Source organism: Cellulophaga sp. 3_MG-2023, assembly GCF_030546975.1.
In the GTDB taxonomy this organism is placed as follows: Bacteria; Bacteroidota; Bacteroidia; order Flavobacteriales; family Flavobacteriaceae; genus Cellulophaga.
Window position 1 is genome coordinate 123,104 of record NZ_JAUOPS010000004.1, and the last position, 12,869, is coordinate 135,972.

Here is a 12,869-nt window from a genome sequence, read left to right on the forward strand (position 1 = left end):
TTTAAACGAAATATTGTATTAAGACACGTTATTTTGTTATTTTTTTAATTGAGGCCTTTTTTAAATGCCTTAAACCACCTTTCTGGAATGTTTTGGTTGGTTGCCTCAACATAATCCGCCTTGGTGCAGGGTAATAACGCAGGCATTTCATTTTTATTATATGAATTTAAAATAGATGGTACTTCTACCCACCACCTTTCTGTTAAATTACTTTTATAAAAAACCAGTTCTTCTAAGTCTGAAGGAACTATATACTTTGTAAATGCTTCTTTATTTAAATAAGGTAATTCTTGTACTCTAAAGTTATAACCCTCTATAAAGTACCATATAATTTGGGCTAAGAGCTGAAAAGATTGATTTGAATTCTCGCTCTCAAAAACACCAAAGACAGATAATTTTTCACTTATACCTGCATACCTTGCTATGGCGCAAATTTCTCTTCCTGTAAATCCGTTTGGAGAAAAATTATTTAACATACCCATTTCACTTGCCCGCACAGAACGTGCATCCAAACTAACAATGTGCGCATTTCGCAGAATTGGTTCTACTAAGGTTATGTCTGATGTTACCTCTCCTAAACGATAAGCATCAAAAAAAAGACGCTCCATTAGATCTATTTCTTCCTGAGAATTAAAATAGCTTTGGTAACCTATATTTGAAAAATTAAATAAATTATTGGGCTTATCTGTAATAATTTTACTCATATAAGAATGAGAAGAGATAAGTTCTTCATGATCTCCAAAGTCAAACCTACTATCTACATTTACTAGGTTAATCATATTTCGGAGGCCATCAAAAGCCCTGTAACAAGGATATGTTAGGTCTTGTGTTGGTCCAATTACTATAGGTACAATGTTTTCTTCAATTAAGCTAGCTATTACTTCTTTTACTACAAAATAAGTATCGCTAACATTTTCTCCGGGTTCTACATCGCCTAGATCTATAATAGTAGAATTCCAATTACCTACCATTAACTTGTAAAGCTCTAACCTAACGCCAGATAAATCTAATGCTTCTGATTTTTTTTCAAAAGCATTTCTAGATTCATTTACGCCTATTATTGCTATAGATGCCATTGCCAAGACCGGTAAACCATCTTTTTTTGTGTGTTTGTATATTTTTTTTCCTAATGCTTGCGACGGTAATAACTCACAATGAGCTATTACTTTATCTGCCACTGGAGTCAAAAAATCGAACGCCATATATTTTTACTTCTTTGTCTTTGGTTTTGCTTTTGCTTTAGCCTTAGGTTTTGCTTTAGCTTTTGTTTTTTTCTTTGGGGTTTTCTTTTCTATCATAGCTTGGGCTTCTTCTAAAGTAATTTTAGTAGCGTCTACTGTTTTAGCCAACTCAACCTTTATTTTACCCTTTAACACATTGTGTCTACCCCATCTAGCTTTTTCTATACGTATGCCTTCTTCTGGCCATTCTTGTATAAGCTTATCTATTTCTTTTTGTTTTTTAGCTTCAATAAGTTCTACAATATCCTCATAAGAAAGTGTATCATAGTCGTACTTTTTATTTACATTGATAAACATTCCGTTCCATTTTATAAACGGACCAAAACGACCTACACCTTTGGTAACCTCTAAATCTTCATATGAAGCTATTGGCGCATCTGCTTTTTGCTTTTCTACAATAAGCTCTATTGCCCTTTCTTTAGTTATATCTAAAGCACTTTCTCCTTTCTCCATAGAAATGTACTTTTTACCAAACTTAACATAAGGTCCAAACCTACCTACGTTTGCAGATACTTCTTCTCCTTCATAAGTACCTAAATCTTTTGGCAATTTAAAAAGCTCCATTGCTTCCTCAAAAGTAATAGTACCTAAAGAGTGTTCTGGTAACAAACTAGCAAATTGTGGTTTTTCTTCTTCCTCTGCTGTACCTATTTGTACCATTGGTCCAAATCTACCTAAACGCACAGATACTTGCCTACCCGTTTTTGGATCTTTACCCAGAATACGTTCCCCGCTGGCTCTGTCTGCGTTTTGCTCTACATCTTCAACCTTTGGATGAAAATCTGTATAAAAATCCTTCATTACTTTACCCCAGTCTTCATCGCCTGTTGCAATTTCATCAAAGTCTTCTTCTACCTTAGCTGTAAAATTATAGTCTAATATAGTTTCAAAGTGATTTACTAAAAAGTCGGTTACAATTATACCTATATCTGTAGGTACCATTTTACCTTTATCAGAACCAACAGTTTCTGTTAAGTTCTTTTCTTCTAGATTATCTGCTTCTAAAACCAACTGCGTATACTTACGCTCTACACCTTCTATTGTTCCTTTTTCTACATAGCCTCTGTTTTGGATTGTAGAAATTGTTGGTGCATAAGTAGATGGTCTTCCTATTCCTAACTCTTCTAACTTTTTAACTAAAGATGCTTCAGTAAATCTGTATGGAGCTCTAGAAAAACGTTCTGTTGCTGTTATAAAATTATTAAGTAATGTTTCTCCAACTTTCATCGCTGGCAACATACCTTCTTGCTCCTCTGTTTCCTCATCATCATGACCTTCTAAGTATACCTTTAAAAAACCATCAAACTTAATAACCTCTCCATTTGCAGTAAACTCTTCTTTATGCTTATCTGCTTTTATTTTTACGTTGGTACGCTCTAACTGCGCATCACTCATTTGTGATGCTAATGTTCGTTTCCAAATAAGCTCATACAACCTTGCTTGGTCACGTTCCAAAGACGGTGATTGCCTTTTCATATCTGTAGGTCTAACCGCCTCATGTGCTTCTTGTGCACCTTTGGTTTTACCTACATAATTACGCACCTCACTATATTCTTTACCGTAGTTTTCTACAATTGCTTCCTTAGCTGCATCTAATGCCTCTTTAGATAGGTTTACACTATCTGTTCTCATATAGGTTATTAAACCTGCCTCGTACAAACGTTGTGCTACCTGCATTGTTCTACCCACAGAAAAATACAATTTACGTGCTGCCTCTTGTTGTAAGGTAGATGTTGTAAACGGTGCTGCCGGAGATTTTTTTGCTGGTTTTTTATCTAAATTTGCTATAGAAAAATTTGCACCAATATTTTTATTTAAAAAATCTTGAGCTGCTTTTTTACTAGGGAATGTTTTGTTAATTTTTGCTGAAAAGCTACTGCCTGATTCTGTTTTAAATTCGGCAACAACTCTAAATGAAGCTTCTGGCGTAAAAGCTTCAATAGATCTTTCTCTTTCTACAATTAACCTAACTGCTACAGACTGTACACGACCAGCAGAAAGACCTGGTTTTATTTTTTTCCAAAGAACCGGAGATAGCTCGTAACCAACCAACCTATCTAAAACTCTACGTGCCTGCTGTGCATTTACCAAGTTGTAATTTATTTCTCTTGGGTTTTCTATTGCCTTTTGTATTGCAGACTTTGTTATAGAGTTAAAAACAATTCTTCTTGTTTTACTCTTGTCTAATTTTAACTCTTCTGCCAAATGCCAAGAAATAGCCTCTCCCTCGCGATCCTCATCACTCGCAAGCCATATAACTTCTGCTTTATCTGCTAAATCTTTAAGTTTTTTTACAAGTTTTTTCTTTTCACTATCTACTACATATTTAGGCGTAAAGTCATTATCTACATCTACCCCTAATTCTTTAGATGGCAAATCTGCTATGTGTCCAAAGCTCGACTCTACCTTATAATCTTTTCCTAAAAATTTCTCTATTGTTTTTGCTTTTGCAGGTGACTCTACAATTACTAAATTCTTCGCCATTTTATGGTTTTTGGTTATACAAAAGTATAGCAATTTTTTTATTTAATACGTTATAAGGTAGAAACCAACAAAAAAAGACCGCTAAAATTAGCAGTCTTTTGTCTTTTTAAGGTATAAATTAATCTAGATGTAAGCTACTTAACAAGCTTATGTTATTTTCTAAATATTTATATTGATACAACACATTATCACCAACCATAAGCAAATTTTCTTCTCTAGGAATAACATCAAAAGTTACAATATCTTTAAAATGATTTACCTCTTTTAAATTATTTACATCTGTTTTATCATATACTTTTAAACCCGAATTCCCATCGCATATAAAAAGTTCATCTCCTTTTATACCTAGACCATAAGGACCATCTAAAGGGTATTGTTTTGCTAAAACCGGATCTGCAATAGTACTTATATCTATAATATACAAACCACTTTCTGTTGCTCCACAGGTATTACCACCACGTAAAGTTACGTATGCATAATTACCATCTACAACAACAGGGTCACAAGCAGTACCGTGCTGAAACTCCGACACAAATGCCGGTGTTTGTGGCGTAGAAATATCATAGATATACATTCCGCTTCTACTTCCTAAAAACAAATGATTCCCTTTGTTAAAAATAGTTTCAATATCAAATCCAGCATAAATATCTTCTAAATCTTTAGGGTTTTCTAAATCCTGTATATCAAAAACATTTATGGAGTGATTGTCTACCGCATACAAGTAATCTGCTACAATTTTAAAACGAGCTAAAGATCCTCCCTGACCTACATTACCTGCATCTGTGGTATTATTAAGCGTCCCATTCTCAAACCAAACATTTACTTCTTTTTTTAGTCTGCGTTCTGTAACTACCTCCCAGCCCACTAAAATTTCATCTGCAGCACCAACATTTTCCCAATCATAAATATCTGCTGCCGGCCAAACAATATTATCTCTTAATACATTTTTTAACCTATTTACGAGCTTAATATTATCTTTATTAGAAATATCAAAAACTAACAAATCCCCTAAACTATCAGCATATAAATAATTGTCTTTAACAGAAATATCTACATTACCTATTATACTTATAAAAGCTATTTTATTAGGTTGTTCTGGGTTTTTATTATCTATTACGTGTACTCCCTTATATTTATCATTTATAAAAATATAATTATTGTATGCATAAATTTTACCCGATTCTTCAATAGGTTTTGGCGCAACAATACTTCCACTGCTTTCAAACTCAGACAGACTAATTTTTAATGGTTTTGCCACTAGAAAATCTGCGTACTTACTATCATCTACATCATCTGTACAGCTAATAAAAACAGCTGCTAATGCTAGTAATAAAATAAAATGATTTTTCATTCTTATATCTTTTTGGTTGTTACAAAACAGATACAGAACAAACATAAGGGTTGCGTAACAACTTACAAATCTGATGAAGCAAGGGCTTTTAACCTATCTTCGGTATCATCATCTTTAAAACCTACACCGTCTTTATAAGCATAATAAATAGGAATTCTAGCAAGCATTGCTGTAAACAAAATTCCTACTACACATAAAATTACACCAAGTTGTGCTATTAACCCCATTACAAAGGTAACTCCAAAAAGCACCAACCAATTTTTATTACCTAAAGCAAAACTAGCTTTTACTATTTCTAAAGCAGACAGTTCTTCTTCAAAAGCTAAAAACACAGGAAACAAAGCCAATGGCACACCTAAATAAATTAAACCTACACCACAAGCAAGCATACCCACTATAGCTAAGCCAATAGTTATTAATGCTAAAACAAAAGCTTTACTTATGTATTGTTTTTTAAAGTAGTAAAAATGACCATCTGTGTTTAGTTTTGCATCTTTAGCCCTGCATATTCTATAAAAACCAGCCATTAGTAACAGGTTTACAGCAAAAATACACACCACAATAACCGGCATTAAAAACATTGAAAGAAAAGTATAAGCAATAGGCGGTTCTTGACTTTCAAATGCTTCTGCATTAAAAATACCAAGTGCTATTAAAGGCGTGTACATAACTAAAACTAGCAATAATGTTAACAATGTACTAAACAGCACCGTAACAAATCCTGGCAACCAAACCACTTTAAATAACTCTATACCTTTATTAAAAAGAGCACCAAAATCCAATGCTGGTTTTGTAATTATTTTCCCCTCTACGTCGTAAAAATTCATATCTAAAATTTGTTTAAAAAAGCAAAAATAAACTTAACTGCGATTTTACCGCTAAAAATTAATTAAATTTAACTGTCAAATTGTCACTTTTTTAGATTTAGTACTATCTTTGTGCTTTTACAAGCTAGTAGTAGATTTAGATATGGCAGAAGAGAAGGTAATAGACGAAACAATACAGGGTAATTCTTTAACATTAGAAAACCAAAAAGACAATACACGTAAACTATACATAGAAAGTTATGGGTGTGCTATGAATTTTTCTGATAGTGAAATTGTAGCATCTATTTTAGCAAAAGAAGGTTTTAACACCACACAAACTTTAGAAGATGCAGACCTTGTTTTAGTAAACACCTGTTCTATTAGAGAAAAAGCAGAACTTACCATACGCAAGCGTTTACAAAAATTTAACGCTGTTAAAAGAACTAGGCCTCACTTAAAAGTTGGGGTTTTAGGATGTATGGCAGAGCGTTTAAAGAGTCAGTTTTTAGAAGAAGAAAAAATTGTAGATATGGTTGTAGGTCCAGATGCCTACAAAGATTTACCAAATTTAATAAAAGAAGTAGATGAAGGCCGTAACGCTATAAACGTTATCCTATCTAAAGAAGAAACTTATGGCGATGTAGCTCCTGTACGTTTAAATACAAACGGAATTTCTGCTTACGTATCTATTACTCGTGGTTGCGATAATATGTGTACTTTTTGCGTTGTTCCTTTTACTCGCGGTAGAGAACGTAGTAGAGAGCCACAATCTATTTTAGAAGAAGTAAACGACCTTTGGAACAGAGGTTACAAAGAAATTACACTTTTAGGTCAGAATGTAGATAGCTACCTATGGTATGGTGGCGGATTGAAAAAAGATTTTGACCAAGCTACAGATATGCAAAAAGCAACTGCTGTTAATTTTTCTAATTTATTAGAAATGACAGCAATAGCGCAACCAGAAATGAGAATTCGTTTTTCTACTTCTAATCCACAAGATTTAACTTTAGATGTTATTAAAACAATGGCCAAATATGATAATATTTGCAACCACATACACCTACCTGTACAAAGCGGAAGTGATAGAGTTTTAAAAGCTATGAACCGCCTACACACAAGAGAAGAATATTTTACCTTAATAGACAACATTAGAAAAATTATTCCTGATTGTGCTATTTCTCAGGATATGATTGCTGGTTTCCCAACAGAAACCGAAGACGACCACAAGGACACTCTTTCTTTACTAGAATATGTAAAATATGACTTTGGTTATATGTATTCTTACTCTGAAAGACCAGGAACTATGGCCGCTCGTAAATTAGAAGATGACGTGCCAGAAGCGGACAAAAAAAGGAGGCTCGCAGAAATTATAGCATTACAAAGGCAGCACTCTGGTTACAGGTTACAGCAACGTTTAGGTAAAATTGATGAAGTTTTAATTGAAGGCGAATCTAAAAGATCTACAGAACATTGGATGGGTAGGAACTCGCAAAATGCTGTTGTTGTTTTTCCAAAAGATGGCATTAGTCAAGTAGGACAATTTATAAGCGTAAAAATTGAAGATTGCACCACAGGAACCCTTTTAGGTAGTATTGTAAAAAAATAACGAAATGGAATCTATACAAGCAATAAAACAAAGGTTTGAGATCATTGGAAACGATGTACAACTTAATAGAGCCATAGAAAAAGCAATACAAGTTGCCCCTACAGATATCTCTGTATTAGTTACCGGTGAAAGTGGTGTTGGTAAAGAAGCTATTCCCAAAATAATACACTCATTATCACACAGAAAACACGCAAAATATATTGCTGTTAACTGTGGCGCCATACCAGAAGGCACAATAGACAGTGAACTTTTTGGTCATGAAAAAGGTGCTTTTACAGGTGCTACAACAACCCGTAAAGGGTATTTTGAGGTTGCAGATGGTGGTACCATTTTTTTAGATGAGGTTGGTGAACTACCTTTAACAACACAAGTACGCCTGTTACGTGTGCTAGAAAATGGTGAATTTTTAAAAGTTGGTTCTTCACAAACGCAAAAAACCAATGTACGTATTGTTGCCGCAACAAACGTAAATATGTTTGAAGCCATTAAAAAAAATAGATTTAGAGAAGACTTGTATTACAGACTAAGTACTGTAGAAATAAATCTGCCGCCTTTGCGCGAGCGTTTAGAAGACATTCACTTATTGTTTAGAAAATTTGCATCAGATTTTAGTCAGAAATACAAAATGCCTACAATACGTTTATCTGATGATGCTGTGCAAATACTACAAAAATACCGTTGGGCAGGTAACATTAGACAATTACGAAATGTTGCCGAACAAGTTTCTGTTTTAGAATCAGATCGTAATATTTCTGCTGCTACCCTACATTCTTATTTACCAAACGGTGGTAACACAAATTTACCTGCTGTTGTAAATCAAGAAAAAAAAGAGAGCGACTTTAGCAACGAAAGGGAAATTTTATACAAAGTTCTTTTTGATATGAAAGCAGATCTTAACGATCTTAAAAAGCTAACACTAGAGTTAATGAAAAATAACGATAGTGAAAAAGTACAAGAAGAAAACGAGCACTTAATTCAGAAAATATACGGGGACCACGAAGAAGATGACTATGAAGAGGCAGAAAGTTCTCCTTCAGAAATTTTACACTTACCCAACCCTAGCAGAGAAAGAGAAGAGGTTATATCTCCTGTAACACCACTAGATGATAAATACCATTTTGCAGAAGAAATAGAAGAGGAAGAAACCCTATCTTTACAAGACAAAGAAATAGAACTTATTAAAAAATCTTTAGAAAGAAATCGTGGAAAAAGAAAAGCTGCTGCTGCCGAGCTAGGTATTTCTGAGCGTACTTTATATAGAAAAATAAAACAGTTTGATTTATAACTAGATGAAAAACATAAAAAACATACTTGCTTTACTAATTATTGTTTGCACAGTACAAGCATGCGGACTAAAAAGTGTTGGTTACAATTTTACAGGTGGTAGCGTTGGTGATGCTAAATCTTTCCAGGTAAACTTTTTTCAAAACTACGCATCGCAAAGTGCAGGTTCTACTGTAGAACCTGGACTGGATAGGAATTTTACAAATGCACTGCAAGATTTAATAGGAAGTCAAACAAGCGTAAGTTTAACTACATCTAACGGAGATTTAGTATACGAAGGTGAAATTGTAGAATACCGTATTTCTCCAATGACAGCTACAGCGGCACAAACAGCGGCACAAAACAGATTAACTATGACGGTTAATGTACGTTTTTACAATAAAACAAAAGAAGACTCAGACTTTGAACAGCGTTTTTCATTCTTTTATGATTACCCTGCAAACTCTTTATTGGCTTCTGTAAAGGCTGAAGCACACGCTGAAATTTTTGAGCGTATTACACAGGATATTTTTAGCAAATCTTTAGCAGACTGGTAGTTTTATGAAAATAACAGATTTTACACATTTATTACAACAACCAGAAAGCATTAACTCTGTAGCTCAAATAAACCAGCTAGAAGAGATTATTACAGACTACCCTTATTTTCAGGCTGCGCACGCTATTCATTTAAAAGGCCTTAAAAACACCAATAGTTTTAAATACAATAATGCTTTAAAAGTAACAGCTGCACACACTACCAACAGGGATGTTTTATTCGATTTTATAACGTCTCCGGAATTTCTAAATAATACTGCAACAATTAAAGAGATTAGAGAAAACGCTAATCTCAAAAAACTAAATGTAGTTTCTGAAGAAGTGGCATCTCCGCCAAATATGTTAGAAGAAAGCGAAGACAAGCCTTTACCACAAAACATAGATGATGCTGAAAAGATTTTAGATGATGCCCTTTTTGAGACTAAAGAGGTAATCAAAGAAGAAGAAGAAGAAGAAGAAGAAGCTATTGCTGTTGAAAAATTAGAAACTCCTAATGATATTGATGAGTTAGAAGTTAAAGCTCAGGAAGATGCTCTAAAAAACAGAACAGAAGAAACTACAGAACTTCTACCGACAGAAAAACCAGAGGAAGAAAAAACCGAAAGCGAAAAACTAAATATTGGTGAGCCTCTTAACTTTACAAAAAAAGAAAAACATTCGTTTGCTCAATGGCTACAACTTACCACCCCTAAACCAGAGGATGAAGAGGATAAAATTGAAGAAGAAATAAAAGAGGAGCCAGTAATTGTTGAAGAAGTAAAGCAAAAAAAAAATAAAAAGTTTGACCTTATAGACAAGTTTATAAAGACAAACCCTAAAATTAAACCTGCAAAAAATATAGAAACTAAAGTAGATATTTCTAGTTCGGTAAAACTTAATAAAGACGAGTTAATGACCGAAACACTTGCTAAGGTGTATTTAGAACAAAAAAAATACAAAAAAGCAATTCAAGCTTATAGGATTTTAAGTTTGAAATATCCAGAAAAAAGTAGTTTCTTTGCAAACCGAATAAAATCGGTAGAAAAAATTCAAAAAGAAAACATATAACAGATGAGTACGTTTACAATATTTTTAGTTCTTATTATTATAGTATCGCTTTTACTAATGTTAGTAATTATGGTACAAAACCCAAAAGGTGGCGGATTATCTTCTTCTTTTGGCGGCGGTGGAAACCAAGTAGTTGGTGGTGTTAAAAAGACTGGAGATTTTTTAGATAAAAGTACTTGGACTTTAGCTGCTTTATTAGTTATACTAATTTTAATGTCTAACGTTGCATTACCTGGTAAGGGTACTAACTCAGATTCTAAATTATTACAAGAAACAAATACAGAAGCTCCTGCTGCTACGGATACAGCTACTCCTGAAGGTACAGACACTAACTTAATGGACAGTATTAAGTAAAACGTACCCTTAAAATATATTAAAAATGCCAGCTTATGACAAGCTGGCATTTTTTGTTTTACAACTTGTCAGTTTTACGCTATGGCACAATTTCTGCCTATATAACACCAGAAAAATTAATATTAAAAAATCATAAAATATGGCTAAAGTTAACATTAAACCATTGGCAGATAGAGTGCTAATTGAACCGATGGCAGCAGAAACTAAAACGGCTTCTGGATTAATAATTCCAGACACTGCTAAAGAAAAACCTCAACAAGGTAAAGTAGTTGCTGTTGGCCCGGGAACTAAAGACGAGAAAATAACTGTACAAATTGGTGATACTGTACTTTACGGTAAGTATGCCGGTACAGAATTAAAGTTAGAAGGTTCTGACTATTTAATGATGAGAGAAAGCGACATTTTAGCTATTATCTAATATAGCTATTTGCTATTTGTCTTTAATGACTCTTAGCTCTTAATTAATAATCAAACTTATGTTATTAGCCAAAAGCTAATAGCAAAACTTAAAAACACATAATAAAAGATGGCAAAAGATATTAAATTTGACATTGAAGCTAGAGACGGCCTTAAAAGAGGTGTAGATGCTTTAGCTAACGCAGTAAAAGTAACATTAGGCCCTAAAGGAAGAAATGTAATTATTAGCAAATCTTTTGGAGCACCAACCGTAACTAAAGATGGTGTATCTGTAGCTAAAGAAATAGAGCTTGCAGATCCTTTAGAAAATATGGGGGCACAAATGGTTAAAGAAGTTGCTTCTAAAACTAATGATTTAGCTGGTGATGGTACAACTACCGCTACAGTTTTAGCACAATCTATAGTTAAAGAAGGACTTAAAAATGTTGCTGCAGGTGCAAACCCAATGGATTTAAAAAGAGGTATAGACAAGGCTGTTGAAGCTATTGTAGAAGACCTTGCTAAGCAATCTAAAAAAGTTGGTGATTCTTCAGACAAAATTAAACAAGTTGCATCTATCTCTGCAAATAATGACGAAACTATTGGCGAACTAATTGCACAAGCTTTTGGCAAAGTTGGTAAAGAAGGCGTTATTACTGTAGAAGAGGCTAAAGGAACAGATACTTATGTAGATGTTGTAGAAGGTATGCAGTTTGACAGGGGTTACCTTTCTCCTTACTTTGTAACAGATTCTGAAAAGATGGTTGCAGAATTAGAAAACCCTTATATTTTATTGTTTGATAAAAAAATATCTGCAATGAAAGATCTTTTACCTGTATTAGAGCCAGTTGCTCAATCTGGTAAGCCTTTATTAATTATCTCTGAAGATGTAGACGGTGAAGCTTTAGCTACTTTAGTAGTAAACAAGTTACGTGGATCTTTAAAAATTGCTGCAGTTAAAGCTCCTGGTTTTGGAGACAGACGTAAAGCAATGTTAGAAGATATTGCAATTTTAACTGGTGGTACAGTTATCTCTGAAGAAAGAGGTTTCTCTTTAGAAAGCGCTACTTTAGATATGCTTGGTACTTGTGAAAAAGTTGCTATAGATAAAGACAACACTACAATAGTAAATGGTTCTGGTGATGCTGCTACAATAAGCACAAGAGTTAACCAGATCAAATCTCAGATAGAGACTACTACATCTGACTACGACAAAGAAAAACTACAGGAACGTTTAGCTAAATTAGCTGGTGGTGTTGCTGTACTTTATGTTGGTGCTGCCTCTGAGGTAGAGATGAAAGAGAAAAAAGATAGAGTTGATGATGCATTACACGCTACAAGAGCTGCCGTAGAAGAAGGTATTGTTGCTGGTGGTGGTGTTGCTTTAGTTAGAGCTAAGGCTGTTTTATCTAAAATAAAAGCAGAAAATGCAGACGAAGAAACTGGTTTACAAATTGTTGCTAGAGCTATAGAAGCTCCATTGCGTACAATTGTAGAAAATGCTGGTGGAGAAGGTTCTGTTGTTGTTGCTAAAGTTATTGAAGGTAAAGGAGATTTTGGTTACGACGCTAAATCAGAAACTTACACAGATATGCTTAAAGCAGGTATTATAGATCCTAAAAAAGTAACTAGAGTTGCATTAGAAAATGCTGCTTCTGTTTCTGGTATGATCTTAACTACAGAGTGCGCTTTAACAGATATTAAAGAAGACACACCAGCTGCTGCACCTCCAATGGGTGGTGGTATGCCAGGTATGATGTAATCTT

At 34.0% G+C, this 12,869-nt stretch carries 11 protein-coding genes; 7 read left to right on the forward strand and 4 right to left on the reverse strand.

Annotation, left to right across the window (positions count from 1 at the left end):
• Positions 1-44 precede the first annotated feature (44 nt).
• The 4 genes from Q4487_RS11820 to Q4487_RS11835 all read right to left on the reverse strand — a co-directional run bounded on the left by Q4487_RS11820 (position 45) and on the right by Q4487_RS11835 (position 5,903).
• On the reverse strand, positions 45-1,202 hold the full coding sequence (locus Q4487_RS11820) for a formimidoylglutamase (RefSeq protein ID WP_100894929.1): 1,158 nt from the start codon (positions 1,200-1,202) through the stop codon (positions 45-47).
• Positions 1,203-1,208: 6 nt separating this feature from the next.
• Positions 1,209-3,725 carry a type I DNA topoisomerase gene (topA, locus tag Q4487_RS11825; protein ID WP_303543136.1) on the reverse strand — a complete coding sequence of 839 codons (2,517 nt, stop codon included), beginning with the start codon at positions 3,723-3,725 and terminating at the stop codon, positions 1,209-1,211.
• A gap of 118 nt (positions 3,726-3,843) precedes the next feature.
• Entirely contained in the window at positions 3,844-5,076 is a 1,233-nt protein-coding gene (locus tag Q4487_RS11830; RefSeq protein ID WP_303543134.1) for an LVIVD repeat-containing protein, read from the reverse strand.
• A gap of 62 nt (positions 5,077-5,138) precedes the next feature.
• Positions 5,139-5,903 (reverse strand): hypothetical protein, encoded by a 765-nt coding sequence (locus Q4487_RS11835; RefSeq protein ID WP_303543133.1) that lies wholly within the window; start codon positions 5,901-5,903, stop codon positions 5,139-5,141.
• A 142-nt stretch (positions 5,904-6,045) separates the two neighbouring features.
• Between Q4487_RS11835 and miaB the strand changes: the two genes are divergently transcribed.
• The 7 genes from miaB to groL all read left to right on the forward strand — a co-directional run bounded on the left by miaB (position 6,046) and on the right by groL (position 12,865).
• A complete protein-coding gene (miaB, locus tag Q4487_RS11840; RefSeq protein WP_100894926.1) occupies positions 6,046-7,488 on the forward strand; it encodes a tRNA (N6-isopentenyl adenosine(37)-C2)-methylthiotransferase MiaB in 1,443 nt (480 codons plus the stop codon).
• A gap of 4 nt (positions 7,489-7,492) precedes the next feature.
• Positions 7,493-8,773 (forward strand): sigma-54-dependent Fis family transcriptional regulator, encoded by a 1,281-nt coding sequence (locus tag Q4487_RS11845; protein WP_100894925.1) that lies wholly within the window; start codon positions 7,493-7,495, stop codon positions 8,771-8,773.
• A 4-nt stretch (positions 8,774-8,777) separates the two neighbouring features.
• Positions 8,778-9,308 carry an LptE family protein gene (locus tag Q4487_RS11850; RefSeq protein WP_100894924.1) on the forward strand — a complete coding sequence of 177 codons (531 nt, stop codon included), beginning with the start codon at positions 8,778-8,780 and terminating at the stop codon, positions 9,306-9,308.
• A gap of 4 nt (positions 9,309-9,312) precedes the next feature.
• The gene (locus Q4487_RS11855; protein WP_303543128.1) at positions 9,313-10,353 is read left to right on the forward strand and encodes a hypothetical protein; all 1,041 of its coding nucleotides are present in this window, start codon (positions 9,313-9,315) and stop codon (positions 10,351-10,353) included.
• Between the two features lie 3 nt (positions 10,354-10,356).
• Positions 10,357-10,707, forward strand: coding sequence for a preprotein translocase subunit SecG (gene secG / locus Q4487_RS11860; RefSeq protein ID WP_303543126.1), 351 nt, complete (start codon positions 10,357-10,359; stop codon positions 10,705-10,707).
• Positions 10,708-10,846: 139 nt separating this feature from the next.
• Positions 10,847-11,125 carry a co-chaperone GroES gene (groES, locus tag Q4487_RS11865; protein WP_100894922.1) on the forward strand — a complete coding sequence of 93 codons (279 nt, stop codon included), beginning with the start codon at positions 10,847-10,849 and terminating at the stop codon, positions 11,123-11,125.
• A 108-nt stretch (positions 11,126-11,233) separates the two neighbouring features.
• Positions 11,234-12,865, forward strand: a complete 1,632-nt coding sequence (groL, locus tag Q4487_RS11870) for a chaperonin GroEL (RefSeq protein ID WP_100894921.1) — start codon at positions 11,234-11,236, stop codon at positions 12,863-12,865.
• Positions 12,866-12,869: the final 4 nt, after the last annotated feature.